The sequence below is a fragment of the Actinoplanes sichuanensis genome (genome assembly GCF_033097365.1).
Lineage (GTDB): Bacteria > Actinomycetota > Actinomycetes > Mycobacteriales > Micromonosporaceae > Actinoplanes > Actinoplanes sichuanensis.
This window is the reverse complement of record NZ_AP028461.1, coordinates 5,071,042-5,097,617: the sequence shown is the minus strand read 5'-3', so window position 1 is coordinate 5,097,617 and position 26,576 is coordinate 5,071,042. Positions and strand designations below refer to the sequence as shown.

The window sequence follows — 26,576 nt, the reverse complement described above, 5'->3', positions numbered from 1 at the left end:
GACTCCGGTCAGGAGCGGGTGCGGGTCAGCAGCCAGCCGGACATCACCCGGACGCCGTGGCCGATGGCGCTCTCGTCCGGCTGGAACGTGGCGAGGTGCGGATAGCTGGTCTCGATCCCGGTGTTCGGGGCCCGCACACCGAGGAACGTGTAGGTGCCGGGGATCCGGTCCAGGAAGAGGGCGTAGTCCTCCCCACTGAACGGGATCGTGGCGTGCAGCGCCAGTACCCGCTCGGTGCCCAGCGTGCGTCGGAGATGACGGTCCAGGGCCTGGCCCGCTCGCTGCGGCGTGTGCATCGCCGGGAACGGGTCGGTCGGGAAGTCCACGGTGGCCGGACCGGCCGCCCGGGCGCGGCGTCTGATCTCGGCCCGCACCTCCGTGTAGCGGTGCTCCGGCCAGCACCGCGACGCGACCCGCACGGTCGCGCCGACGGCCTGGGCCTGCATGAAGACGAACCGGGCCAGCGGTCCACCGGGAGTCTGCAGGTCGGCCAGCAACTGCTCCAGGTCGGCGGGACCGGCCGGGCGCCGGACCGTGCCGATGCCGTTGATGCTCTCGGCCAGCCGCTGAGCGCGCGCCGGGGCGTCGGCGCCGGTGAGGACGATCCGGCCCCGGTCCTGGCCGGGCATGCCGGTGCCGGCGGTCGTCGCGAACCGGCCGACCGGGAACGGGCCGCAGTGCAGTGCGTGGATCTCGCTCGGTCGGGTGGCCGTGAGAACGCCGTCGGCGATCATCGCGGCGGCCCCGGTCAGGTTCTCCTCAGCCGGCTGGAACAGGAACACCACCCGGCCGGACAGCCGCTCGCGCAGCCGGGCCAGCACCTCGGCGATCCCCACCCCGATCGTGGTGTGCAGGTCGTGCCCGCACAGGTGGGCCGGGCCGGTGGCGCCGCCGCCCCCGTCGTCCGGACCGACCGCGTCCATGTCCGCCCGGTACGCCACCGTGCGGCCCGGACGGGTCCCGGTCAGAACACCGACGACCCCGTGCCCGCCGACGCCTGTCGTGACGTCGAGCCCGGCCGCCCGCAGGCGCGCCGCCACCACCCCGGCGGTCCGCTGCTCCTGACCGGAGAGCTCCGGATGGGCGTGCAGGTCACGTCGCAGTGCGACGAGCGAACCGTCCAGCCGGGCGGCCTCGCGCTCCACCGCCAGGGCACCCTGGTCGCTCGCCGAGGCCGCCTCGGTCGAGGTGAGCCATATCCCCGCGGCGGCCGCGGCCGCTCCACCGAGAACGGCCCGTCGGCTGATCACCTGTGCCTCTGAGCTTCGCATCGTTCCTCCCCCGTCTTGTTTCGACGGGTTCAGCCTTTCGCGATCCGCACCCGGGCACGATGGAACAGACTCCCGGCCGGTGGTGGTGCTAGCCCCACCACCGGCTCGCCGGGATCAGCTCAGACGGCGGATGTCGCCGTAGGCGCGGTAGAAGCCGCCCCGGGAGGCCTCTCGGATGCCGGTCACGACGTAGCGGCTGCCGCTCTCCCGGATGCCCTTCGGGAACTGGACCTGCCAGTCGTTGCGGTAGCCGGCGGTGACCACCCGGATGCGCAGGCGACCGGACTCCTCGACGCACTCGACGACGATGCCGTCGGCCGGGTCGTGGACGATCTCGACAGTCGTGGACGGGGCCACCTCGGCCATCCGCGGCGGCGCCTTCACATCCACCACCTGGGGAACCGTGCCGTCGACTGCCGAGCGGATCGCCTGCTCGCCGGCGTCGATGCAGGCCAGCGAACCGTCGGTGGTGACGATGTAGAGGCGCTCGTCGTGATACTGCATCGAGTAGGCGGAGCCGCAGCCGGTCGCCAGTTTCCACAGACGGTTCCCGGCGGCGTCGAAGCAGTAGATCGAAGAGGAGCTGTCGCCGGCGAAGATGTAACGGCCGTCCTCGGCGGCGGCGCACGAGAAGACGGCGGCGTCGCACCGGTAGCTCTGGCGGTGCGAGCCGTCCTTGCCGAGCTCGACCACCTGCCGGTCGGACGTGCCCGCGTAGACGGTGTCGCGCTCCTGCCAGCCGAACAGCACCGCGCCGCGGGTGCCGGTGTGCCACAACTCCTGACCGGTCCGCCAGTCGTAGCTGGTCACGCCGGCACTGTGCCCGTGGTGGACGGCGTTGTCGTCACACCGGACCATCCACGCCGACGAACCGCGGCCGGGCCGCTGCCAGAGGAACTCGTCCTCGTGGTCGATCGCGGAGATGCCCCCGTTGGCATCCGACACCCCGAGGACGCCGTCGTGGATGTCCAGCCAGTAGATGTCGATCTCGGGCGCGATCCGATAGGCCAGACGGGGCACCTTGCCGGAGAGGTCATAGACGTTGCCGTCGTCGCAGCCCGCGTAGATCCAGCGGTCGTCGGCGACGATGCACTTCACCCCGTCGGGTAGCCGGAACTGCTGCTGCACCTCGGCCTTGTGGTTGAGCGTGGTGATCAGCCCGGCCTCGTTGCCGACCATGCAGACGTCGTCGTCGACGAACACCCCGAACGCGGGACTGCCGGACCGGTAGCGCCACAGGACCGGGGCGCTCTTGGCGGTGGACCGGGTGCTGACGATCTGCCGTCGGGTGACCGAACGGGGCTGCCGCCGGCCGATGACCGCCGGTGCGTAGCCCTTTCGGACCTTCTCCCCGATCTTCTTCGCGGCCTCGGACCGTGCCTTGTCCTCGGTGGTGAACGACGACTGCTTGACCTGCCCCCGGTCGCCGATGCGGCCATAACGGACGGTCAGGTCGGTGCCGTCGACGGTCACCTCGTAGAACTTGTGGGCACTCCCGCTGTCTTCGGAGAGTTCGAGGTACGTCGTTTCGGCCGGCATCCGGGCCACCTTTCGGCAGGAGGGGGAACGCGGATGAACTTAGCCGTGGGGTACGACAAAACCGATCAGCCGAGCAGTTCGATCATCTGCTGCTCGCCGAGATTCCGGGCGGCTTCGGCCGCGGCGGCCCAGTCGGCGTCGCGCAGCATCGCCTCGATGGCCGCCGTCAACTGAGGACCGACCAGCGTCGGGTCGATGCCCCGCCGGACCGCGTAGCCGCGCACCGCGGTCAGCAGCACCGCGGCGGTGTCCGGGCGGCCGGCCAGGGCGAGCGCCTGCGCGCCCATGCACAGGCAGGTGAGCAGGTTGCCGAGGTCGTCCTCGACGCGGAACAGGCGGATCGAGCGGCGGATCGCGGCCAGCGCGTCATCCGGGTAGACGGGTGATCCGGCGCCGCCCAGGGTGGCGCCGATCAGGCCGAGCCGGCCGAGTCCCATCTCGCCGAGCGCCGCCGCCCAGCCCTGCCGTTGCCGGCCGGCGGCGGCGTAGTCCTCGGCGCCGTGGTGGACGACCGAGTCGTAGTAGTGGATCTGGACGTACACGATCCGTTCGGCCCGGTCGGTGGGCTCGGGCAGGATCGTGTGCGCCTGCTCCAGCCACTGCCCGGCGCCGACCAGATCACCGCTGATGAACCGTACCGTCGCTCCGGCGCCGAAGGCTCTCGCCCGGTCGGCGACCGGGGCGTCCGGGGCGGCGGTCAGCGCGGCGTCGAGCAGCCGCAGGCCGGTGGCGGTGTGACCGGCGCGGAACCAGAACCAGGGCATCAGCGACGCGGTACGCAGCGCGGCCTCGGGTGACGCGGTCAGGTCGTGTTCGATGCCGGCGTGCACGTTCGCGAGATCCCGGTGCAGTACCCGCATCGCGTGCGGAGAGTGCTCGCCGATCAGTTCCGGGACCCAGCGGGCGACCAGTTCCCGTACCCAGGCGGCATGGGTCTCCCGGCTGGCGGCCGGTTGTGGATCATGAGCTCGGCAGTACGCCCGGATGATCTCCAGCAGCCGGTAGCGGGTCGGTGTCACGTCGAGGTCGGCGGCCACCACCGACCGGGCGACCAGGGCGGACAGCCGGTCGAGGTCGTCGTCGACGGCGGCCGGTGGGAACCCGTCCTCGAACGGCCACAGCCGCGACAGCAGTGCCCGGTCGTCGGGCGGGAGCAGATCCACACTCCACGCGACGGCCGCCTCCAGGGTCTGGTGCGGGGTGATCGCGCCGCGCGGGACGGTCCCGAGCGCGGGGAACCGATCGTCGAGCATCGCGCTGAGATCACCGAGGCCGATCATCCGGGACCGGGCGGCGGCGAGTTCCAGGGCGAGCGGGATGCCGTCGAGGGCGGCCGCGATGTGGGCCAGGTGGCCGAGGTCGGTGTCGTCCGGTCGCCAACCGGGGCGTTGGGCCGCGATCCGGTCGGTGAGCAGCGCGATCGCCGCTTCGGCGGGTAGCGGGTCGACCGGGAGCAGCTGCTCGCCGTTGACCCTGAGCGGTTCCCGGCTGGTGGTCAGGATCCGCAGGCCGGGGCAGTGCGCGAGAAGGTGCAGGACCAGGTCGGCGACCGGTTCGACGAGATGTTCGCAGTTGTCGAGCAGCAGCGTGGCGGGCCGGTCGGCGAGGGCGGCGGTGATCCGCGCCCGAGGAACGCGGACAGCGGCCGTGGTGTCCGTGGCGGGCGGGTGTCCAGCAGTAGGCGGGGGTCCTGCAGCAGTAGGCGGCGTTCCAGGTCCTGCAGGGCCGGGCCGGGGTCCAGGCCGAGCTCCTCGGCGAGCAGGTCACGCACACGGCGCAGCGAGGACAGCGCGTCGGCCTGCCGGCCACTGCGGTACTGGGCGAGGATCAGCAGTTCCCAGCGGCGCTCACGGTACGGCTCGGCCCGTACCGCCGCCTCGAGATCGCCGACCACGACGACGGCGTCACCGGCCGCGAGTCGCCGGCCGACCGCTCCTCCTCGGCGACGATGCGCAGCTCGGCGAGCCGGGCCCGGTACGGGGCGGCGTGTTCCGGACCAGCGCCTCCCGGTCGGCGCCGAAGCCGGCCCGCAGCCGGGACACGTAGAAGAACAGGGAGCTCTTCGGGTTGGCCGGCGGCTGACGGGGCGCCCCTGAGCGGCGGCCGGCGCGGTGACCAGGCGCCGGGGGAGCCGGGCCCCGTACGGGTACGGGGCGGCCGTCCACCTCGATCTCGACCGGCCCCAGGACCCTGCACGTCAGCACGCGGCAGATCATATGGGGCTCAGCCCGAGTCGGGTCCGAGGCGCAGCCGGCTGGTGATCCGATAGCGGTCGCCGCGGTAGATCGACTGTGTGAACTCGATGAGCCGCCCGGTGTCGTCCTGGGTGGTGCGTTCGAAGAGCAGGGCCGGTGAGTGCAGCGGCACCTCGAGGAGGCGGGACTCGTCGGCGTCGGTGACCGTCGGTTCGACGGTCTGCACCGCCTCGGTCGGGTGTACCCCGTACTGCTCACGCAGCCGGCGGTAGAGCGACCCGGAGACGAAGTCGGCGGCCGCGATGTCGGGCACGACCGCGGCCGGCAGCCGGATCTGCTCGATGGCCATCGGTTCGCCGTCAACGATCCGCCGACGTCTGACGTAGAGCAGTTCGGCGGCGGGGGACACCTGCAACCGGCGGCCGAGTCGGGCGCCCGCCGGTTCGGTCCGGAACTCCAGCACCTCGCTGGTCCAGTCGCCGTCGGCGGGTGGGACGGGCTGCCCGGACGCGGGGACCTCCTGGGAGATCTTGTGCGGGCTGGTGAACGTGCCCCGTCCGTGCTGGCGCACCAGCAGCCCACCGCGGACCAACTCGTCGATGGCCGCCCGCACGGTCGGCCGGGACGCGCGCAGCGACTCGGAGAGGGAACGTTCCGACGGTAGGGGATCACCCGGCGCCCGCGCGTCGATCAGCTCCCGCAACCGGTCGGTCACCTCAGCGCGGCGCATCGTGTCCCCCCGAATCTCACTGTAAAGAAACTTTTCCGCAGTCTATTGACGCATACCACTGGTTCGGATCACAGTAACCGGGCGGCCGATTCCCTTACCAGTGGTCAGTTCTGGCCTCATCCCCGAAGGAGCCCACCCCCAATGGGATCAACCCCCAACCGCAAGATCGTCATGGGTACGGTCACGGCCGTCGCCGTGGCCACCCTGACCGGCATCGGGATCGCCGCCGCTCCCAGCGGCAACGCCGCCGCCGGCTGTGGTGTGCTCTTCGACGATTTCAACTACTCGTCACGCACCGACGCGGCCCTCGGCCAGCGCGGCTGGAGCGTCCGCAGCAACGCCGGCGGCCCCGGTGTCGGCGGCGCCCGGTGGCTACCCGACAACGTGTCCTTCCCGATCGTCGACGGCCAGAAGGCCCTCCAGCTCAAAGCCGTCACCGACGGCACCGCCGCGGGCACGTCGCACGCCGAGTTCTCGCAGCCGAATCGCCGGTTCTTCGAGGGGACCTACCTCGCCCGGATCAAGTTCTCGGACACCCCGGCCGGCGGCGCCGACGGTGACCACGTGAACCAGACCTTCTACACGATCTCCCCGCTCGCCGCCCCACGTGACCCGCTCTACTCCGAGATGGACTTCTCCGAGTACCTGCCCAACGGCGGCTGGGGCGAGGCGGGCCCGATCAACTATCAGACCACCTGGTACACCTATGTCGCCGACCCCTGGTACGCCGACAACGTGCACAGCCAACAGTCGCGCAGCATCAACGGCTGGCACGACGTGATGGCCACCGTCTCCGGCGGCCACGTGAAGTACTACATCGACGGCGCGCTCGTCGGCGACCATTCCGGCAAGGTCTACCCCCGCCAGAACATGTCGATCGACTTCAACCAGTGGTTCATCGACCTGGCCGGGCACACCGGCGGCGCCAGCACCTGGCTACAGTCGGTCGACTACGTCTACCACGCCAAGAAGCAGGTGCTCACGCCCGCTCAGGCGACCGCCGCGGTCAACACGTATCGTGCCGGCGGCACCACCCACACCGACAACGTGGTCGCCGCCAACGACTGCGACCCCGGTGGCACGCCGACACCGCCGACCACCGGCGCGACCATGCTGCAGTCCAACTTCAGTGGCCGCTGCATCGACATCCCCGGCGGTGTGCCCGACTCCGGCACCGTCCTGCAGACCTGGGACTGCAACGGCACCGCCGCCCAGAAATGGACGTTCGAGGCCGACGGCACGGTACGGGCGATGGGCAAGTGCATGGACCCGGCCGGGGGAGTCCTCACCAACAACACCCCGATCCAGCTGGCCGACTGCAATGCCAACCCGGTGCAGCGGTTCACCCTCACCTCGGCGCGCACCCTGCAGAACGTCTCCTCCGGCCGGTGCGTCGACATCAAGGACTGGAACGGTGCCAACGGCGCCAAGCTGCAACTCTGGGACTGCGCCGGCACCACCAACCAGATCTGGGGCAGGCTCTGACGGTCGACTGGTAGTCGTCGTCGATGCGGGCCGGTGCATCCCGGTCCGCATCGACGAGCGTGGCTGGTGTCAGACCCGGAGCTCGAGCAGGACCGCGTGGTTCTTCGGGTCCTCGGCGCCGACCGGCTCACCGTCGTTCGCGTCGACCACCACCGGGTCCTTCTCGACACCGCCGACCGTCACGGTGGCGGTGACCTTCTCGTCGCCGGCCCAGATGAAGAAGACGTTCGGGATCTCCAGCGTCAGGAATCCGGTCGAGCCGAGCACCTTGAAGCAGTACACCGGCTCGGACAGATTGTTGTACGACTCGACCTGGATGAGGTCGGTGGCCGACCCGCACTCGGCGAGCATGATCTTTCCGTCGCCCTTGATCAGTTTGATCTTCTTGTCGGCCTCGATCTGGGCCGCGCCCGGGTAGCTGAAGTCCTCGACCAGACTGGCCGGCTGATCGGCGGCCTCCTCGGCCTGAGCGGAGACTCCGTAGGCCAGGGAACCGGCCACGGCTGCGCCTGCAACGGCTGTGATCAGGACTTTTCTACGGGTGGTGAGCATGATTTGTTTCCTCCCCGTGGGTGTGCACGCTAAGCACCTTAGTGAGGGCCATCAATGGGCATGACCCTTGGCGCTGTGATCTGCGCCATAGTGCCAGGGTTGCGGAAAACATTGATTCGCGTCAACTTCCTGCGATTGACTCGGCTGCGCCGATTCGTCCTCTCTGGTCGGATCGGCCAGACCACGGGGGAGATAATGCGAATAAGATCAACGCTGGTCGCCGCCCTGGCGACCGCGGTCACCGTCAGCGTGGCACCGGTCCCGGCCCATGCGGCCGAAGACCCCATCGACGTCGTTCGCGCGCGGGCCGTCGCCCTACTCCGGGACGGCGGGCCGGTCCTCTCCCGGGCCGCCGCGACCGCTCTGACCGGCACCGACACCGAGGTGCGCACCTTCGTCGCCGAGGGCCAGCACGCCGCTCGCGCCCTGGACCAACGGGCCCGCCTGGACTCGCTCGTCGCCTCCAGCGGCCCCGCCATGGCCGGCGCCGCCCTGCCGGTCCAGGCCGGCACCGACGCCCAGGTGGGCGCCTTCCTGGACGGTGGCTTCCAGCAGGCACTCGAACAGGACCTGCGGCTCCAGGTCTCCGACACGATCGCCGCGGGCGGCGCCGCCACCGGCGCCGCGGGCCGTCAGGCTCTGGCCGACGGCCCGGAGGCGGTCCGCGCGTTCCTGCTCGGCACCTCCTTCGAGGCCGCTGTGCAGGACGACCGGGTCCGGATCTCCGAGATCGTCGCCACCGGTGGCCCGCAGGTCCAGGCCGACGGCAAGGCCGCGCTCGCCGGCACCACCGAGGACATCCGTTACTTCCTGCTGCGTGGCCAGGACGTCGCCCGGGCCCGCGACCAGGAGATCATGACGCTCACCGACCTCGCCGAGGTCGCCCGCGCGGCACGCGAGACGGCCGCCAAGGAGACCCTGGCCGCCCGCCAGGCCTCCGACAAGGCGGTCGCGGCCGCGGCCGCCGCCAAGAAGGCGGCCGAGAAGGCCGCCGCCGAGACCGCCGCGGCCAAGGAGGACGCGAAGAAGGCCACCGCGGCCGCCGGACGGGCCGCCGACGCCGCCGGACGGGCCGCCGACGCCGCACAGGACGCGGTCGACGCCGCCTCCGCCGCCCGCCAGGCCGCCCGGATCGCCTCCCAGGCCGCCGCCCGGGCCGCCAACGCCGCGACCCTCGCCGGTCAGGCCGCGACCCGCGCCTACAACGCGGCCGCCGCCGCGCTCGGTGACAAGAAGAAGGCCGACGCCGCCAAGACCGCCGCCCAGGAGGCCCGGGCCGCGGCCAACCAGGTCAAGGGCATCCTGGACTTCATCAACGTGGCCGTGGCGGCCGCCGACGCCGCCGCGAACGCCGCCCTCGCCGCGGTCAGCGCGGTCGGTAACGCCGGTGCCGCCGCCACCGCCGCCGACGAGGCCGCCGGGCACGCCGCGGTCGCCGACTCGGAAGCGGCCCGCGCCCGCGAACAGGCCGCCCGCGCACGGCGGCTGGCCGCCTCGGCCACCCGCTCGGCCAACGAGGCGCAGTCGCTGGCCCGTACCGCGGCCACCGCGGCACGGCAGGCCAAGACGTACGCCGAACGCTCGGCCGCACATGCCGACGCCGCCGCCGACGCGGCCGAAGCCGCGGCGGTCTTCGCCGGTACCGCCCAGGAGGCCGCGGCCAAGGCCACCCAGCACGCGACCGCGGCCCTGAACGCGGCCAAGGACGCCGCCGACGCGGCCACCCAGGCCGAAGCGGTCCAGGCGGCGGCCCGCGCCGCCGAGACGCAGAGCCTCGCCACCGACACCACCAACGCCCTCTCCGACGCGTCCGCCCTGCGGGCCGTCGAGCTGGCCAAACCGGCCGACGTGATGGCCGACGTGCCCGAAGCGCAGCGGGTCTCCGCCGAGACGACCGGCCTGCTGGCCGCCGCGACCGCGAGCGGTGCCTCCACCGACACCATGCTCACCAACGGCCGTAAGGCCGCGGTGCTGCTGCGCGAGCAGGGCGGACCCTGGACCGCGCAGGCCGCCGAGGAGGTGCTGTCCGGCGACGCCGAGAGCATGCGCACCTTCCTGACCGCCGGCCGTGAGGAGGCCGCCACTCAGGACGACCGGTCCCGGGTGCTCGAGATGATCTCGCAGAACCCGGAGAACACGGCTCTGGCCGACGCGGCCAAGGCGGTTCTCGACAAGAGCCACGCCGAGATCGTCGCGTTCCTCGCCTTCCCGAACTACCCCGGCCGGGACCTTCAGGACCGGGTCGCCATCTCCAACATCATCGCCACCGGCGGGCCGGCCACCGTGACCGCGGGCAAGGCGGCGCTCAAGGGCACGGCGCTGGACCGATACCGCTTCCTGCGGTCCGGTAAGGACACCGCGGCCGCCGCCGACGAGCGGATCGCGATCGCCGACATCTCCGACGCCGGCGGACCCGAGGTGCAGGCCGCCGCCAAGGTGGCGCTGGCCGGTCCGACCTTCATGGGATCGAAGTTCCTGTCCGTCGAGCGGTTCCGGGCCAAGCTGCGCGACGAGCAGACGGCGGCGCACGTGTCGGCCGTCCAGGCCCTGGTCGCCTCGGCCGCGCAGTCGGCGAACCTCGCCGCCCAGGACGCGGCCCTCGCCGCGGAGCTGGCGGCCCGCGCCAACGGCGCCTCCGCCGAGGCGGACAAGTACAAGACGCAGGCCGCCAACTCGGCCAAGGCCGCCGAGGGTTACGCCGCTCAGGCGGCCACCGCGGCGGCCTCGGCGAAGCGGTCCGCGGACGCGGCGGCGGCCTCGGCCAAGACCGCCAACACCGCGGCCGCCGACGCGCGGGCCTCGGCGGCCGCCGCCCAGCGGTCCGCGGACCAGGCCACCTCCTCGGCCGCGTCGGCGCGGGCCTCGGCCGACGCCGCGTACGAGTCGGCGGCCCAGGCCCACGCGTCGGCCATCGCGGCCGGCAAGAGCGCAGCCGAGGCGGCCACCATCGCGCTGGAGGCGATGCGTGTCGCCACCGGCAAGCTGCTCGAGTCGTGGGCGACCTCGAACCCGAACCCGAACCCGCCGGCGCCCACGGGGGGTGACACCGAGACCTCCGGTACTCCGGTCGAGACCCGCCAGATGCCCGAGGCGGTCGGGATGAGCGATTCCGACATCGCCCAGCTCCTGCTCGACCTGATCGGCATCTTCGACCCGACCGGTGTCGCCGATGGGACGTCCGGGGCGATCTCGCTGTGGAAGGGTGACTGGCTCGGCGCCGGTCTCTCGGCCGCCTCGATGATCCCGTACCTCGGTGACGCGTTCGCCAAGAGCGCCAAGGTCGCGAAGGACCTCAAGGGTTTCGCCGCGCTCGCCAAGCGGGCGCACAACCTGGAGTTCCTGAAGAACCTGGCGCACAACGTGGAGTACGCCGGGCTGGCGCGCGCCAACCGGGCCCTCGGTGTGATGGACACGCTGCTGAAGGAGGCCGCGGAGTTCTACGCGACGAACCCCGGTGCCCGTAAGGCGGCGCAGCAACTGCGGCTGCCGACCCAGGGGCCGATCGTCTTCGTACCGCCGAAGGGCTGGGACGCGGCCAAGCCGCGCAAGGTCAACGGCGGATACGTCGACGCGTACGGCTACCAGTGGCGCTGGGACCCCAGCAAGCAGGAGTGGGACGTCCAGCTCGAGCCCGGCAAGGGTGGCCTGGATCTCTTCGGCAAGGATTCCAAGCACGCCAACATCTCGCCGACCGGCCGAGTGACCCACTGACGGTTCAGTGATGATGGGGCCTGGTCCGCCAGGCCCCATCACCGTGAGGAGAGTTCCTGTGGCGAAGGACGACGTGGAGTTCGCGATGACGGCGATGCTCCGGCTGACCCGCGGCACCGCGAGCGCCGCCGAGACGCTGCGCCGTTACGCCCCGCTCGCCGACGAGTTCGGTGCCGACGGGATCGACGTCGACGTCGAACGCGCCGACCTGCTGCTGTCCGGCACCCGGGCCGCGGTGGACGAGGCAGCCGCCATGCACGCCATGGCCCGGCCGCTGCTGCACCGCTTCGGCTGGCGCGAGGAGGACTTCGTGTACTCCCGCAACGTCCGCTATGCCGAGACCACCGTACCCACCCTCGACCTGCCGGCCACCCGCCTGGTGATCGATCGGGCCGGTCAGGAGATGGGCTGGGAGGGTGCGACCCACGGCCACGGCCTCACCCCCGACCGCACCTTGGACGTCGAGCCGGTCGACACCGATGTCGTCGCCCGGCTCTTCGTCACCGTCCCGGCGACCACCCTCACCGCGACGGCGGAGGCCCTGCGGCCGTGGCTGGCCCGCGTCGGCCCGACCGCCGTCAGCGTCGACCGGGGAGGCCGTGCCGCCCTGGTCTACCGCACCCACGGCGACCCGCTGACCGAGTCCGGCCGGTTGGGCCTGGGCCCGGTCGAGACCGGCCGGATCGAGGGCGACGCCGACCATGTGATCGAGACCGCGGTGGCGGCCGACGGCACCACCCTCTGGCTGCGCCGCGGCACCGACCCGGTCTCGCGCCACTGGCCCGGCCTGATCGAGGTCCGCGAGATGGTCCTCGACGACTCGTACCCGGCGGACATTTGAGGTCTTCGACTACGGTGTGGCCTCGACACGGGGCCGTCCACGTAGAGGAGACGCATGTCGCGCCGCGCTTCCGGGATCCTGCTGTTCGTGCTCGGCATCCCGCTGCTGCTGTTGGGCATCACGTCCTGGCAGGACGCCGATCGCGAAGCCGGGGTCCGCGCCTGGCAGCTGGAGCAGGCCCGCACGGTGGCCGACCAGCAGGAGCGCGAGCGGTTCGGCGAATACGCCGAGAGCACCCTGCGGCGTCAGGAGGACGCCGAGTACAACCGGAACATGCTGCTCGCGGCCGGGGTGGCCGGTCTGGTCGGCGGCATAGTGGTCCTGGTCACCGGGCGGCGCAGGCCGGGCGAGCCGGCTGACGGAGCGGTCGACGCCGCGCCGGTGTTCACCGCCTGTGCGGCGTGTAGCCGGCAGATCTCGGTCGCGGCGACTGCCTGCCCGCAGTGCGGCCACCCGCACCGACCGGTCCGGACGGCGACGGCCACGGCGGTGCAGGCGACCCCGGCGAGCAGGGTGCTGCGGGTTTTCTACGCGAGCCTCATCGTGCTGGGTCTCGGGTCGGCGGCGGTGATCTACACGGTCGCGTTCGGCAGCCTGTCCGAGACCATCCTCGTACGCATCACGCCGTTCTGGCTCTTCCCGACGGTGTTCGGCTATTACGGCCTGGTGGCGCAGCGTATGGAGGCCGGGCTCCAGGTCAGCCATCTGGACACGGTCTCCGACCAGCTACTGAAGGTGATCCGGGAGACCGGCGTCCTCGGACAGATCTTCGCGTTCCTGATCCACGCGCCGTTCCTGCTGGTCAAGAGCCGCCAGCCGTGGGTGACGGCGCTCGTCGGCTCACTGATCTGGGCGATCGCCCTGACGCTGTTCTTCAGCGTGGTGTTCCCTACGCTCTGACCTGGAGCGGGTGCGCGCCAGGCCGCCCAGGATGACGGCGGTCAGGCCGAACGCCACGCTCGCATAACCGCCCACCACGCCGTTTCCGGTGCCCGGGCCGCCGTCGGCGGTGGCCAGCACCCAGACACCGACTGGCAGGGTGAGGGCACCGGCGATCAGCGCGACTCGCGGATCCCGGCCGCGGATCAGGGCCAGGACGCCGGCGATCAGGGCGATCAGGGCCGCGATCGCGGCCACGGTCGCGACGGCACGGTCGAAAGTCAGGGTGTACGCGGCCACGGTGCCCTCCAAGGCGGTGCGGACTGGATGCCTCCATCCTGTCCGGCCGTGATCGTGCCGACATCGTGCAGCCGTGGTCACCCGCTGCCGCGGTCGTCGCAGCCCCGGACTACCGCGGGTGCGGTAGTCCGGCCGGCCTCAGCCGCAGTCGACACCGTGCAGGGCGGGCCAGACCGGGTCGCCGTCGCTGCCCTCGACGACCAGGGAGCCGCCACCGAACCCCCACGACAGTTCGTAGTCGCCGGCGGCGATGGGGCGGTGACCGTCGTCCGCGGTCCACGAGGTGCCGCGCCACGCGATCCCCATCGGACCGATGACGTGACCGGTGTACACCTGGCCACTGCCGGCGAAGAGGAACGCGGTCTCTCTCGCGACGGCCCGGCAGCCACCCGGCCCGTACGGCTCCAGCAGGTGATACCTCGCGAAGGCATCGGCCAGTCCGCCGGCCAGACAGCCGATCAGGGTCAGCAGGGCCAGCGCCCACCGCCAGCGGTTCGGGCCGGGCCGGGCGGGCGCCGACCGCCGGCTCAGTCCGACGATCAGTGCCACCCCGAGCAGGGCGCCGCCCGGCGCCCACCCGGGAACCGGATGCGTCCCCACGATGAGCAGCAGACCGCTCCAGTGAGCGGCGACGGCGACGGCGGCTGACAGGACGACCCCGTCGATGAGCCTGGACATGCCCGGAGGTTATGCCGCATTCGCGTGGTGGCCGGTGCTGCCCACACGGTCTCCCCGATGCCTTCACAGGTCCTCCTCGACCCGCGGCGGGGGTGGCCGGTCAGGTGTCGCCCAGATCGAAGGCGGCGCGGGGCGACTCGACTCCATTCACCTGCAGCGCGATCGCGTGCGGACCAGGGTGGTAGCGGCGGGTCGTGATCGGGCGGAACGAGTGCTCCCGTACCACCTCGATCTTCTCGTCGGGGGCCAGGACGCGGGTGGTGAGCTTGAACGTCTTGCCGGTCTGCGTGCCGTTGGCCTTGCGGTGGTGGACGATGTAGTCGATCGCCAGTTTCGCCGGCTCGGGACCGGTGTTGTGGACCGTGGCCCGGAAGCGGACGCTGCCGCCGAACGGAACCGTCGCCCGGTCCAGGTGGGGGCCGTCGACCCGGACGGTCGCCGGGGTGAAGCCGAGAAGTCCCAGGGCCGCCGGGTGACCGCGTTTGATCAGCGTGCGCAGGCTGTGCCGGACCAGCCGTGCGGTCTCCGGTCCGGGATCGGCCAGCCAGCGCCCGGCGGTGTCGACGACCAGGTCGGGGTGGTCGCGGCTGAGGTCGTTCAGGTGGTTGGCGACCGAACGGCGTACGTATTCGCTCTCGTCCCGGTAGAGGGCGTCCAGGATCGGCATGGTCGCGCCCGGCCGGGCCAGGATGCCCGGGACCCGCGCCGCCCATGGCAGGTAGGGCCGGGTGCCTTCGGAGGCCAGGCGGCGCACATCGGTGTCGGCTGAGGTGGTCCAGCCGCCGGCGATGTCGAGCGCCCGGTCGAGGTCGTGCCGCAGCAGTGTCCGGATGGCGAACTCGGCGGTGAGGCGACCGGTCAGGTCGGCGAGCAGGGCCATCGCCCGGTCGAAGGCGTCGGTGCCGCCGTCCTGGACCGCGCGGGTGGCCACGGCGCCGGTGACCGGCCAGATCAGCCAGCCGGTGAACTGAGGCGCATGCTCCCGCGCGTGGCGAATCGTCCGTTCAAGGGTGTCGTAGTCGCCGGGCAGGTCGGTGAGCAGGGCGTCCCGGAGCAGGTCGGCGCGCTCGCGCAGGGCCAGCGGTCCGATCCGCTCACCGGCGGCACGCAGGGCGGTCAGGTCGGCTTCGGGGGCGGCGGCCTGGATCGCGGTGAGCAGGTTCGCCACGACGTGCTGGCCGATGAGTTCGTCGGCGGATGGCATGCGGTCTCTTTCGACGAGGTGTCCGGGCCGTCCCACAGTAGAGGTCGATCTGACATGCCGGTAACAACTCCGTAACGCGCACTTCCTCCCATCGATGTGACCGGTCACACTGCGAGTGCGTTCGAGTGACCGGTCACATGGGTCGAGGAGTGGAGAGAATCTGTGAATGGGCTTGCCATGCTGGTTGCGGGGGTCACGCTCGCGGCCGGGGTCCTGTCGGCGCCCGGGACGGCCGCGGCGGCGACCGACGTGCTGAGCGTCGACTTCGCGAAGAGCACAGGTGAGTTCCGGGGCGGGGCCACCGGGACGCTGTACGGCTTCGGTGACGACGGCGCGCCCACCCAGGCGCTGATCGACGGCGCGCACATCACCAACACCTCGCAGAAGGCGCCCTACGGCACCCAGCACCCGAGCGGCGACGCGATCAAGGTGGAGGACGGCTTCTTCCACAAGCACGGTCGGGACATGTACATCTACGTCCAGGACTACTACCCGGACTGGTCGTACCACGGCGGCGTCCGTCCCGGCGACACCCGCACCTACCGCCAGGCCGACGGGACGTACACGAACACACCCAACGGTGTCTGGGACTACCTCGAGGTGGTCGAGTTCGTGACCGAGGCGGTCGCCACCACCTCGAAGCGCCCGCAGGACTACGTGTTCATCCCGTTCAACGAACCCGACGGCGGCAACTGGTACGCGAACTGGGGCACCCTCAAGGACACCTTCCTGGCCGACTGGAAGGCCACCTACGACAAGATCCAGCAGGTGTACGCCCGGCACGGCCTCGGCCACGCCCGGATCGGCGGCCCGGGTGACACCCGATGGCAGCCCGAGCGGTCGGCCGACTTCCTCACCTACGCGAAGGCCAACGCCGTCCTGCCGGACGTGTTCATCTGGCACGAGCTCGGCATCGACAACCTACGCACGTTCCGCTCGCACTACACCGACTACCGGGCCCTGGAGAAGCGGCTCGGGCTGACGCCGATGCACGTCAACATCACCGAGTGGGGCATGCTGCGCGACATGGGCACGCCGGGCCAGCTGGTCCAGTGGCTGTCCATCATGGAAGACCTCAAGATCGACGGCCAGACCGCCTACTGGGCGTACGCCGGGAACCTCAGCGACAACAGCGCACGGACGAACTCGGCGAACGCCGGTTGGTGGATGTTCAAGTGGTACGGCGACCTGGCGGGCAGTCGTACCGTCGCGGTGACGCCGCCCGCGCTGAACACGGTCGACACGTTGCAGGGCATCGCCGCCGTCGACAAGCGCAACAAGCGGGCCACCGTCCTGTATGGCGGCGGCAACGATCCGGTCACGCTGAGCCTGTCCGGCCTCGACCGGAACATCTTCGGCAAGCGGGTCGACATCGAGGTCCGCGAGATCACCCTGGCCGGAGCCGAAGGCGTCGCCGGCACGCCGCGGGTGGTCAAGGTCCTCGACGGGGTACGCCTCGATCGCGGCACCATCGAGCTGAACGTGCCCACCTACGACAGGTACGCCGCCTACCAGGTCCTGATCACCCCGGAGCAGGACCGCACCCCGGTCGCCGCCGCCGTCTGGAGCACCTCGATCGAGGCCGAGAACACCACTCTCACCGCGGCGACCGTCTACGACCAGGACCCGCTCGCCGGTGGCGGCTGGAAGTTCCTCGCCTCCGGCGGCCGCGACGTCGGCTCGTTCAACCGCCCCACCTCGAAAGCCGAGTGGACGGTCACCGTGCCCCGCACCGGCCGCTACCGGTTCCAGGTGATCGGCGGCGCACCCGGCGTACCCGGCCGGCACGCGCTCTTCGTCGACGGCGCGAACCCGCAGATCGTCCAGTACACCGCCGACCTGGCCCTCACCGACGTCCAGCGCTGGCAGTACCGCGGCAGCTCCGAGGTCACCGTCGCGCTGACGGCCGGCACACACACCCTGTCACTGCGGGCCGGCCTCGACGGCATCAGCAGGCTGCCCAACTCGGACATCACCCTGGACAAGTTCCTGCTCACCGACATCACCGACGGCGAGCCGACCGCCTACCCGGCCTCGACGCTGCGCTACTTCGGCGGCGCCCGCGTCACCTACGACAGGGCGAAGGCTCGCGGCCACGCCGAGATCCGCGGCGACCGGCAGCGCGCCGACGCGTACATCCAGGCCTGGGAGACCGGCTACTACGACGTCGGGCTCGACTACCGCAGCACCGGCCGCACCGACGTCGACGTCACCGTGAACGGCCGCTCGGTCGCCACGGTGTCGGCGCCCAGGGCCGGTGCCTGGCGGTCGACCGCACGTCTACACCTGAGCCAGGGCATCAACGAGATCGAGATCCGCTCGAAGCGCGGCCTCCTGCTGCAGCAGCTCACCACCACCCGGGTCGCCGCCGCCGACACGGCCGCCGTCACCATCGAGGCCGAGGACACCATCCGGCACGGTGCGGTCAGCATCACCACACACGCCGACTCCTCGGGCAGCAACGCCTCCGGCGGCAGATCGATCGGCTACGTCGGGCTCGGCGCCGCCAACACGTTCGAGATCACCCGTGGTCCCGGTTTCGACAAGCCGGGGTTGTACGACGTAGCCGTCTCCTATGCCAACGCGGAGCTCGGCGGGCACCACGACTACAACCCGCAGGTCATCGACCGACGACTGGAGATCACCGAGACCGGCGGCGGCACCGCGCACGGCTACTTCCGGTACACGTACGCCTGGAACAGCTTCCTGGAGAAGACCGTCCCGATCACGCTGACCACCGCCGACGGCCCGCTGACCTTCGGCAACCCGCAGGCGTACGCCCCGGACATCGACAAGATCACCATCGCCCCGGCCGTCATCGGCCGACCGACGACGGTGCCGCGCCGGTAGCCTCTCGCCCCGGACCAGGCGGGACCTTCTCCTGCCTGGTCCAGCTGGACCAGCCGCGCCGGCGCATCAGATCGCGCATGATCCGGGCCCCCGGATGATGCTCGTCGGCCAGCGCGTCGAGCAACTCGAACGGCAGATCGTCGGCCGGATCACTCCGGCCGACGGTCTCGCCCGCCGCATAGGATTCCTCGGCCAGCTCGGCCATGATGTCGGCGGCCTCCTCCATCAGCCGGAAGGCGGCCTCGTCGCGCAGCGTCCCACCGGCCTGCCCCTCGTCGACCAGCTCGGACAACACCAGGTAGAGCCGGACCATCCGCGGATCCTCCAACTGCGCGACCTTGACCGGCACCCACTCGCGGACCTGGTCCGGCCAGCGGGCCGCGATCAGGATCCACCCGTCGTGCTCGGCCGCCACCAGCTGCTCGGACACCCCGATCGTCCGGAGCCGGTCCAGATAGGCCAGCACCTCGGCCGGCAGGGCACCGCTGTTCCCGGCCGCGAGCCGGGCGATCTGCCGGCGGCTGGTCTCCAGCCGGGTGATCTCGTCGGCCAGCCGATGATCGATGCGGTCCACCGCCGCCGCGAAATCCGCCTCGCCGGCCCGCAACAGCGAGTCGATCTCGGAGAGCGGCACCCCTGCCTCGGCCAGCGTGCGGATCTTCAGCAGGGCGACGACCGCACTCGCACCGTACCGCCGGTAACCCGACGCGTCCCGGTCCGGCTCGGGCAGCAGGCCGACCTGGTGATAGTGCCGGACCGCGCGCACGGTGACCCCGGCGTACGACGCGAGTTGCCCGATCGTCAGCATGCCTCTGATCCTGCCCCGCTCAGGAGATCTTGCGCCGGTAGGTCATCGCGGCCAGACCCCACGCCACCACCAGGATGCCCGCACACCAGGCCAGTGCCGTCCAGATGCCCGAGCCGACCGGCCGGTCGGTGAACAGCGCCCGGATCGTGTCCACGATCGACGTGACCGGCTGGTTCTCGGCGAACGCCCGCACCGGCCCGGGCATCGACTCGGTCGGCACGAACGCCGAACTGACGAACGGCAGGAAGACCAGCGGGTACGCGAACGCGCTCGCGCCGTCGACCGACCTCGCGGTCAGCCCGGGGATCACCGCGATCCAGGTCAGCGCCAGGGTGAACAGGGTCAGGATCCCGGCGACGGCCAGCCAGGCGGAGATGTCGGCGCCGGTCCGGAAGCCCATCACCAGCGCCACCAGCACCACCACGACGACCGAGACCAGGTTGGCGACGACCGAGGTCAGCACATGCGCCCACAGCAGCGACGACCTGGCGATCGGCATCGACTGGAACCTGTCGAAGATGCCGCCCTGCAGATCCTGGAACAGCCGGTACGCGGTGTACGAGATCCCCGACGCGATCGTCATGATCAGGATGCCGGGCAGCAGGTAGTCGACGTACGACCCGGCGCCGGTCTGGATCGCGCCGCCCAGCACGTAGACGAACAGCAGCATGAACGCGATCGGCATGAGCACGGTCGTGATGATGGTGTCCGGGCTGCGGATGATGTGCCGCAGCGACCGGCCGAGCAGGACCAGGGTGTCGCCGATCATGACTTACCTCCGACCAGCTTCAGGAAGACGTCCTCCAGGGTGGGCTGCTTCTCGACGTACTCGACCCGGGCCGGTGGCAGCAGCCGTTTCAGCTCGTCGAGGGTGCCGTCGACGATGATCCGGCCGTCGTGCAGGATCGCGATCCGGTCGGCCAGGTGCTCCGCCTCCTCCAGATGCTGGGTGGTCAGCAGCACGGTGGTGCCGCCCGCGGCGAGTTCCTTGACCGCCTGCCACACCTCGAGGCGGGCCTCCGGGTCGAGCCCGGTGGTCGGTTCGTCCAGGAAGATCACCGGCGGCTCACCGATCAGGCTCATCGCGATGTCGAGCCGTCGCCGCATGCCACCGGAGTAGGTCACGGCCCGCCGCCCGCCCGCCTCGACCAGCGAGAACCGGCGCAGCAACTCGTCAGCGACCGCCCCGGGCCGGTCGAGGTGCCGGAGCCGGGCGACCATGACAAGGTTCTCCCGCCCGGTGAGCACCTCGTCGACCGCCGCGAACTGCCCCGTCAGACTGATCGACCGCCGCACGTCGGCCCCGTCGGCGGCCACCTCGAACCCGTTGACGTACGCGGTCCCGCCATCAGCCTTGAGCAGCGTGGCCAGAATCCGCACCAGAGTGGTCTTACCGGCCCCGTTGGACCCGAGCAGCGCGACGATGCTGCCCCGAGCGACCGCGAGATCCACCCCGCGCAACACGTGGAGTTCCTTGAACGACTTCTGCAGGCCCCGCACTTCGATAGCGCCGCCCGCTGATGACTCACCCATGCCGGCAGCATGCAAGGTTGACGCTGCGTCAGGGTCAAGCGTCCGTCAGATCTTGTCGGTGGCCCGCGTGTTGCGGGGTTCTCATGCCGGCCGACTCGGTAGAATCAGAGGTGCGGCATGGAGATAGCTCCAGCTAGTCGTGCGGTCTGGCAGCCTCACAATGGCCCAGCGTGGCAGAGTCAATCGCCATCCCACAGCACGAGGAAACATCATGTGATGCGCCGATCGGCGCGGGTGTTCGATCTTCATCACCACCCGCCGAGGCGCAGGCAGATCCCACTCCGGCCGTCATCGACGACGCCAACCCAGAGGTTCGCTTAGCCGGCGGCCGGGTGGAGTTACTGATGGGAGAGCATCTACATGGGTGACGGCCTCGGTCCGTGTGACGGTCTGGACTGGCAACGCTCACGCTTCTGTGTCGGCGAATTTCACTGCGTGGAATGGGCATACGGTGACAGCTGTGTATATCTGCGAAATTCGCAGAAACCGGATCTCTACTTGTGTCTCACCCCGGCAGCGTGGCGCTGCCTGATCTTGCGAATTCGGTCAGCGTGGGCGGTGTCGTAGCCTGCTGACCGTCGGCTGACTCAGGAGGCGTCTCGCCTGGTGCGAGGTACGACCGGGCTGCGGAGTCCGATGTGGCCGTTCCCGTCGACGAGCGGGCGGACCGCTCGCCTCCGCGGCCCGGAACGCCTCGTCGATCATGAGAAGGAATTTCCGGCGGCGGCCTCGGGAGCCCGAGAGCCGCCATCGGCCGTGCATCCGCCAGTAGTCGCGGGGAACCTCACTGTCGAACATTCCTCCTGCGTAGCTGCGCACCTGCGCCTCGCTGAGGTCTCCGATCTCGAACGAGTACCACCACAGAAGATGAATCATGTTCGTGTAGTAGAACAGGCGCTCGTCATCCTCGGTTACGCGTACACCCCAGCATTGGCAGTACTCGGGGTTGTCGAGAGCCATGCCCACCACGTTCAGATGCATGTCTCGAACAACGCTGATGCGTTCGTGCCGCAGTTGATGGCGCTGCAACAGGATCACCAGGCAGAGCGTGACGGCTGAGAGCAGGGCGGAGACAAGACCATAAGCCTGCCCGATGTCACTGAGCCGGTTCCAATCGAGGTTTGTCGAATCGACTGCACTGAAAGCCATCGGTGAGATCGCGATACCCGTCACGAATAGGACCAGCAGCATCCCTATTCCGACCTTGGCGGCGATATCGACGAACGGGCGTGCCGGGCTGATGGTGGGCAAGGGCATGGCTCCTCCTCCGCGCGCGCTGCCTTCGATTGTGCGTACTGGTGGCAACTCGCGTCGCGCCGGCTCAACCACGTGTTGTGATCGAACGGGCGTGTCCTCGGCGGCGCCCCGACCAGTTCTGATATTCTTCATCTGCGGCAGAGGACGTGTCATCGTCCCAGCTAGTCGTGCGAAGCGTGGCGGCACGAAAAGGCCCGGAGGGCCACGAAACAGCGCTCCCGCTTCCAAAGCACGAACAATTTCTTCACGTTTTCGTTCGGTGGAGCCTTTCGGTGCACGCCACGAAACTCTGGCATGTCGACACATTCCAGACTTCGACTCGGCCGCGTTTGGAGAATTCACTAGATTGACAAGAATAAGGTTTCCTAAACGGCCCGCCGCTGAGGTCGGGCACTATTTAGTCGCGAAAATTCCTTCATCGGTTGGAAAGTGCAGGAAAAATAAGAGTCCCTTGGATGAAGTTTGTAGGTTGATGAGGCTGAGGGTAAAGCTCTACAAGATCAATCTGGAAGACGATGATCGGATCATGGAGATGCTTGCCGGTATGGCGGTCCGGTATGTCCGGGATGAATATAATCTGTGGCGCGACACGGCTTCTGTGGAAACGGCCGCCACCTTCATGGCTTCCAAATTTTTGGCGGGGCTGCCCGCGGACACGCGCAAAGATGCTGAGATTGCGATCAAACGGGCCTTCCAGATCATGGGAGCGGAACGCGCCGAGATTCTCCTTCTTCGCCACGACATGGGGTTCGGCGCTGGTTGCCGCGAAAGCCGTGACGATGATCCGGAGATGAGCCGGCACACCTACGGGGGAATTGTGTGGACCCACCCCTCCACCATGTTTATTCCATGTCCCGACTGCATAGGCTTGAATGGCTTCACCGACGATGAGATCGCCCAAACGGTCAGCAAAGGCCGGGCGGCCCCCATCGGTTCGGGCGAGGTTGCGATCCTTCTGGAAGAAGCGCGTACCGTCTGGGTCGAACAACTGAATGGAGAGCTGTGACTCATGGCCGAAGTAAACACTAAAGACGCAGCCATCGAGATCGAGCACATTCTGGGCGGCTACGATGCGCACCGGCGTGCCCATTTCTGGTTCTCGCACGGAGATCGGTCAATGGCCCGGGACTACCTCCGGCTCGGGTCCCGACACGGCGTGGCCGCAGCCGACGAGGATCTTGCGGTTCTTGACAAATCCGGCGATACCCGGATCGCCGCATGCACACGCATATCGGGGCTGGCGCCGGGCGACGACAGCCGGAGTGGATGGCGGGTGCGCCTGCGCCCACTCCTGAGGTGGTTGACGGCATCTGCTGTGCTTCTCATCCTCGTGTCCAGCCTGTTCGCCGGAATCCGGGCGCGGCAAACGGCGACGCATCTCGACGCGTTGCCGGACACCTATGTGCCCACCGGATTGAGTAACGCGCCCATCGGCCCGAGACAGGAGGTGGCGCTGCCGACCACGGAACGGCCGCAACCTGCGCCGACCGCCGGTGAGCACCCTCGCACGACCTCGTCGGCCCAGCCCTACACCACTGTCGCGTCACGGCCATCCACGACGGCGGTGACTCTCCCCCCGAGTTCCGAGGCGTCCGTCGACCGCCCCGCTTCCGTCTCCGACCCCCACCTTTCGGTGAGCCAGGGCGACGGATCCGAAGAATCGTTCTCCGCCCTGGTCGCCCTCTCCGGCAAGGACGGGTGGCGGCAGCTTCGCTTCCAGCCGGAAGCCGAATCACGGTTCGTCGCGACGCTGTGGTCAACCGATCGGACGCCCTGCTTCTGGCGTTTCGCAGGTGCGGACGGGATGGAGGCGGATGCGGCCGAGACGAATTCGAGCGACGTCGTTGTCCCCGCTGGTGAACGCCGCGACACGATCGTGCTCACCGAGGGATGGCCGGTCCTGTCGGTCAAGGTCCGTGGGGGCGATCGGGTCGCCGGATGTCTGCTGGTCAACCAGCGATTCGTCGAGATCGAGAAGGCCGCCGCCAAGCCTGTTTCCGGCGGATGGGCCGCAGAGACCGCGTCGAGCGGCGGGCCGGTCGGGGAAGCTCCGACGACCGGCGAGCCCGATCCCGTCGCAGAGCCCGTAGCTACGCCCACTCCTTCTCCCGTGCCCGTACCCGGAGTCTCGGCTGCCGACGAATCGGCGATCGGTGGGGAGCCGGTCGAGTCAGCGGCGCCGGCGAGCCCTTCGACAGAGTCCCCGCTCGGCGCGCCGAATCATGTCGACTGATGACGAAGCGACCAAAGGGGAGCGGCCCAACCTGCCCCGAATCCTCCCGGACTGCCGTCCACGCGGCGGTCGGGTCGGGCACCGGCCCTCGCCCACGGTACTCGGCTAGGGAAAGGCAGGCCCGCCCGGAGACAGGTCAGATGCGTTGAGAAGCCGGGGCGTTCCCGATGAGGAGTTTCCAGGCCGCGCCGGCCTCGGCGCCGTAACGGTGGCCGTGGCCGGCGGGGACGTTCTGGGCGGTGAGCAGGTCGCCGGTCACCTGCCAGAAGGTGACGATCGGCCACCAGCGGGTCTGCGGCGACACACCGTCGCCGCGCCGCTTGCGCAGCCAGTCCGGGCGGTGCAGCAGCAGGTCCGGCGACCACCAGACGACCGGATCGGTGGCATGTTGGAGAAAGACCACGCGGGGGTACGCCGTACCGGCCGCCGTGGACAGGTCGGTCCGGCCGGTGGCGAACCGGATGTCCGGGCGGCCGGGCAGGATCGGCGCTACCTCGGTGCCGGCCGGGCCGCGGTCGGCGAGCAACCGGTCGCGTAGTGGGCTCCCGCTGGGCGGCCCGCTGATCAGTGCCCCGTCCACCTGGTCGAGGAGCCCGTCGGCGTCGCCGAACGGGGCCTGGACCGCGCGGGCACCGAGACTGTGCCCGTAGACGAGCAGTCTCGGCCGGTCGGTGGGGGACATGGCCGACCAGACGCGCCGAACCTCGGTGATCAGGTCGGCGGCGGCGGTCTCGGCGCGTTCGGGTTCGGCGGCCAGGGACAGCCAGCTGGGCAGCGCCGAATACTGGATCGCGGCGACGGCCGTGTCACCGTCGAGGGTGTCCTCCAGTGCGGCCACCGTCGGCTCGTCGATCCACCCGCTCCCGGTCGGCACCACCAGGCAGAGCACCCTACGGTCGAACGCGCCGGTCCGCTGGAGTTCGGCGACCGCCAGGCGGGCCCGGTCCTCGCTGGTCGACGCGGTGCGCAGGCCGACGTAGACCCGGATCGGCGGGCGGGTGTGCCGCACCGCCGACGCGCCGGTGACGAAGGCCCGGCCCTCCCGGCCCAGCGTGCCCCACGAGACGAGCGAGGCCGCGCTGCCCGACCGGGTCGCCTCGGTCGGAGCCGCAAGGTCGGTGACCCGGCCGTCCAGCACGGTCGAGAGGGCGGCGAGTGGTGATGCGCCGACCAGCAACGCGAGAATGACCAGCGTGGCCGCCGCCGGATACCGGCGCTCCCAGAAGACGAGGGCCGCGGCGCGATGACGGTCATCCCGAGAGTTGACGAGCGCGGCGCGATGAGGGTGATTCCGGGCGGCGACGAGCGCGGCGTGATGACGGTGATGCCGACGGGTGCGGGTCGCGGTCCCGCCGCGGCGTAGCAGGCGGGCCGCCGCGAGCAGGGCCGCGAACACGGCCACCGCCAGCGGCAGCGCGAGAAACCATGTCGCGGGCGGCGGCCCGTCCACCCCGACCATCGCGCTGACCTGCTGCTGCCAGTGCCGGCCCTGGTAGGCCGCCAGGAGCGTCGACGGCACGGCCACGGCGGTGAACACCGACCACGCCCGGACCCCCGCCCGCCACCGAGGCAGCACGAGACGCGGCAGGCAGCCTAGGGCGTACCCGGTCGCCGTGCACAGGCCACCGACGACACCCTGCACGATCCAGCCGCGTGGCAGCAGCGACGGCGTGAACGACAGGCAGAGCAGGACGGTCGCCGCGATGGAACCGGCCAGGTCGAGTCGGGGGAGACGGATCGCGCGCACCGGTCAGGCCCCGCCGAGCCGGAAGAAGATCATCGGGTTGTGGTCGCCGCGGTGCACCGGCTCGGCCAGACCGAGTTCCCGCCGGACGGCGAGCAACGCGGCGTGCTCGGCCGGGGCGGCGGCCCGCGACGCCGTGAAATGGCCGAGCCCGCGGGTGGCCAGCCAGTCCAGCACGACCCGGCCCTCGCTGAACCGGCCGGCCCGCCGCCGGTGATAGACGTCGTGCACGCTGACCGGCACTCCGGGACGCAACTGCGGCAGCAGCCCGGTGGTGTACCAGCGGGCGAACGGCGCGGTGTGCGCGGCGTCGATGAACAGATAGTCGATCAGCCCCGGAGTGAGGCCCGCTTGGCGTACGTCTCCGTGGTGGAACGTCCAACGGCCGTCGGCCAGTTCGGCCGGCACCGATCGCCGGGCATGATCGACGATGTCGTACGAGCGGAGTTCGCCCTCGCCGTTGTCGCGCAGCGCCCGCAGCAGCCAGGTGGTCGACCAGCCGTGGAAGGTGCCGATCTCGGCGACCAGGCGCGGCCGGTGGTGGCGGACCAGCAGGTAGGTCAGCTCGGCCTCGATGTCGTCGAGTTTCGGGTGCAGCCGCGGACCGCCCGGCGCCAGCAGGGCTCGCTGCGCGGCCCGCGCGGCGGCCAGATCGGCGGCGTAGGCGCGGTACAGATCCGCCGCGTCGGCCAGCGCGAACGGGGACAGTACGGGGTGGACGTCGGCCATCGTGGCTCCTCCGGTTGTCGGTCCGGAGAGTTTCGCC

General features: G+C 70.4%; 23 protein-coding genes and 1 pseudogene. 8 read left to right on the top strand and 16 right to left on the bottom strand.

Annotation, left to right across the window (positions count from 1 at the left end):
• Nucleotides 1-8: 8 nt before the first annotated feature.
• The 6 genes and pseudogenes from Q0Z83_RS23455 to Q0Z83_RS23430 form a co-directional block, all read right to left on the bottom strand.
• The gene (locus Q0Z83_RS23455; RefSeq protein WP_317796121.1) at nt 9-1,271 is read right to left on the bottom strand and encodes a M20 metallopeptidase family protein; all 1,263 of its coding nucleotides are present in this window, start codon (nt 1,269-1,271) and stop codon (nt 9-11) included.
• Nucleotides 1,272-1,385: 114 nt separating this feature from the next.
• Complete coding sequence (locus tag Q0Z83_RS23450; protein WP_317796120.1) at nt 1,386-2,810, bottom strand: WGR domain-containing protein; 1,425 nt, start codon at nt 2,808-2,810, stop codon at nt 1,386-1,388.
• Between the two features lie 65 nt (nt 2,811-2,875).
• Entirely contained in the window at nt 2,876-4,063 is a 1,188-nt protein-coding gene (locus Q0Z83_RS23445; protein ID WP_317796119.1) for a hypothetical protein, read from the bottom strand.
• Between the two features lie 242 nt (nt 4,064-4,305).
• Nucleotides 4,306-4,713: pseudogene (locus Q0Z83_RS23440) on the bottom strand (BTAD domain-containing putative transcriptional regulator); the annotation flags it as partial.
• A gap of 1 nt (nt 4,714) precedes the next feature.
• A complete protein-coding gene (locus tag Q0Z83_RS23435) occupies nt 4,715-5,014 on the bottom strand; it encodes a hypothetical protein (protein ID WP_317796118.1) in 300 nt (99 codons plus the stop codon).
• Nucleotides 5,015-5,033: 19 nt separating this feature from the next.
• Complete coding sequence (locus Q0Z83_RS23430) at nt 5,034-5,735, bottom strand: GntR family transcriptional regulator (RefSeq protein ID WP_317796117.1); 702 nt, start codon at nt 5,733-5,735, stop codon at nt 5,034-5,036.
• 141 nt (nt 5,736-5,876) lie between these two features.
• On the opposite strand from Q0Z83_RS23430, the gene Q0Z83_RS23425 reads away from it, so the two are divergent.
• Nucleotides 5,877-7,220 carry an RICIN domain-containing protein gene (locus Q0Z83_RS23425; RefSeq protein WP_317796116.1) on the top strand — a complete coding sequence of 448 codons (1,344 nt, stop codon included), beginning with the start codon at nt 5,877-5,879 and terminating at the stop codon, nt 7,218-7,220.
• Between the two features lie 69 nt (nt 7,221-7,289).
• Here Q0Z83_RS23425 and Q0Z83_RS23420 read toward each other — a convergent pair whose 3' ends face one another.
• Nucleotides 7,290-7,772, bottom strand: coding sequence for a hypothetical protein (locus tag Q0Z83_RS23420; RefSeq protein WP_317796115.1), 483 nt, complete (start codon nt 7,770-7,772; stop codon nt 7,290-7,292).
• Between the two features lie 195 nt (nt 7,773-7,967).
• Between Q0Z83_RS23420 and Q0Z83_RS23415 the strand changes: the two genes are divergently transcribed.
• From Q0Z83_RS23415 to Q0Z83_RS23405, 3 genes are all read left to right on the top strand, one after another.
• Nucleotides 7,968-11,483 (top strand): ALF repeat-containing protein, encoded by a 3,516-nt coding sequence (locus tag Q0Z83_RS23415; RefSeq protein WP_317796114.1) that lies wholly within the window; start codon nt 7,968-7,970, stop codon nt 11,481-11,483.
• Between the two features lie 85 nt (nt 11,484-11,568).
• Complete coding sequence (locus Q0Z83_RS23410) at nt 11,569-12,324, top strand: hypothetical protein (RefSeq protein WP_317797121.1); 756 nt, start codon at nt 11,569-11,571, stop codon at nt 12,322-12,324.
• A 54-nt stretch (nt 12,325-12,378) separates the two neighbouring features.
• Nucleotides 12,379-13,224, top strand: a complete 846-nt coding sequence (locus Q0Z83_RS23405; RefSeq protein ID WP_317796113.1) for a hypothetical protein — start codon at nt 12,379-12,381, stop codon at nt 13,222-13,224.
• Here the strand turns inward: Q0Z83_RS23405 and Q0Z83_RS23400 are convergent.
• The 3 genes from Q0Z83_RS23400 to Q0Z83_RS23390 form a co-directional block, all read right to left on the bottom strand.
• A complete protein-coding gene (locus Q0Z83_RS23400; protein WP_317796112.1) occupies nt 13,165-13,503 on the bottom strand; it encodes a DUF6223 family protein in 339 nt (112 codons plus the stop codon). The genes Q0Z83_RS23405 and Q0Z83_RS23400 overlap by 60 nt on opposite strands.
• 138 nt (nt 13,504-13,641) lie before the next feature.
• On the bottom strand, nt 13,642-14,181 hold the full coding sequence (locus Q0Z83_RS23395) for a hypothetical protein (RefSeq protein WP_317796111.1): 540 nt from the start codon (nt 14,179-14,181) through the stop codon (nt 13,642-13,644).
• A gap of 100 nt (nt 14,182-14,281) precedes the next feature.
• Entirely contained in the window at nt 14,282-15,385 is a 1,104-nt protein-coding gene (locus tag Q0Z83_RS23390) for a DNA alkylation repair protein (protein ID WP_317796110.1), read from the bottom strand.
• 177 nt (nt 15,386-15,562) lie between these two features.
• Here Q0Z83_RS23390 and Q0Z83_RS23385 point away from each other — a divergent pair, with 177 nt between their 5' ends.
• Nucleotides 15,563-18,235 carry a carbohydrate-binding protein gene (locus tag Q0Z83_RS23385; RefSeq protein ID WP_317796109.1) on the top strand — a complete coding sequence of 891 codons (2,673 nt, stop codon included), beginning with the start codon at nt 15,563-15,565 and terminating at the stop codon, nt 18,233-18,235.
• Here Q0Z83_RS23385 and Q0Z83_RS23380 read toward each other — a convergent pair.
• The 3 genes from Q0Z83_RS23380 to Q0Z83_RS23370 are packed head-to-tail and all read right to left on the bottom strand — an operon-like array spanning nt 18,201 to nt 20,576.
• Nucleotides 18,201-19,043 (bottom strand): MerR family transcriptional regulator, encoded by an 843-nt coding sequence (locus Q0Z83_RS23380; RefSeq protein ID WP_317796108.1) that lies wholly within the window; start codon nt 19,041-19,043, stop codon nt 18,201-18,203. The two genes, Q0Z83_RS23385 and Q0Z83_RS23380, sit on opposite strands and share 35 nt — an antisense overlap.
• A 19-nt stretch (nt 19,044-19,062) precedes the next feature.
• Nucleotides 19,063-19,812 (bottom strand): ABC transporter permease, encoded by a 750-nt coding sequence (locus Q0Z83_RS23375; RefSeq protein ID WP_317796107.1) that lies wholly within the window; start codon nt 19,810-19,812, stop codon nt 19,063-19,065.
• Entirely contained in the window at nt 19,809-20,576 is a 768-nt protein-coding gene (locus Q0Z83_RS23370) for an ABC transporter ATP-binding protein (protein ID WP_317796106.1), read from the bottom strand. Before Q0Z83_RS23370 ends, Q0Z83_RS23375 begins: the two co-directional genes overlap by 4 nt.
• A gap of 360 nt (nt 20,577-20,936) precedes the next feature.
• On the opposite strand from Q0Z83_RS23370, the gene Q0Z83_RS55900 reads away from it, so the two are divergent.
• Nucleotides 20,937-21,143, top strand: coding sequence for a DUF397 domain-containing protein (locus Q0Z83_RS55900; RefSeq protein ID WP_378078675.1), 207 nt, complete (start codon nt 20,937-20,939; stop codon nt 21,141-21,143).
• Here the strand turns inward: Q0Z83_RS55900 and Q0Z83_RS23365 are convergent.
• The gene (locus Q0Z83_RS23365) at nt 21,123-21,833 is read right to left on the bottom strand and encodes a DUF6082 family protein (RefSeq protein WP_317796105.1); all 711 of its coding nucleotides are present in this window, start codon (nt 21,831-21,833) and stop codon (nt 21,123-21,125) included. The two genes, Q0Z83_RS55900 and Q0Z83_RS23365, sit on opposite strands and share 21 nt — an antisense overlap.
• Before the next feature lie 472 nt (nt 21,834-22,305).
• On the opposite strand from Q0Z83_RS23365, the gene Q0Z83_RS23360 reads away from it, so the two are divergent.
• Nucleotides 22,306-22,839, top strand: a complete 534-nt coding sequence (locus tag Q0Z83_RS23360) for a hypothetical protein (RefSeq protein ID WP_317796104.1) — start codon at nt 22,306-22,308, stop codon at nt 22,837-22,839.
• A 3-nt stretch (nt 22,840-22,842) separates the two neighbouring features.
• Entirely contained in the window at nt 22,843-24,066 is a 1,224-nt protein-coding gene (locus Q0Z83_RS23355; protein ID WP_317796103.1) for a hypothetical protein, read from the top strand.
• A 136-nt stretch (nt 24,067-24,202) separates the two neighbouring features.
• Here Q0Z83_RS23355 and Q0Z83_RS23350 read toward each other — a convergent pair whose 3' ends face one another.
• Entirely contained in the window at nt 24,203-25,813 is a 1,611-nt protein-coding gene (locus tag Q0Z83_RS23350; RefSeq protein ID WP_317796102.1) for an alpha/beta-hydrolase family protein, read from the bottom strand.
• A gap of 3 nt (nt 25,814-25,816) precedes the next feature.
• On the bottom strand, nt 25,817-26,539 hold the full coding sequence (locus Q0Z83_RS23345) for a class I SAM-dependent methyltransferase (protein WP_317796101.1): 723 nt from the start codon (nt 26,537-26,539) through the stop codon (nt 25,817-25,819).
• Nucleotides 26,540-26,576: the final 37 nt, after the last annotated feature.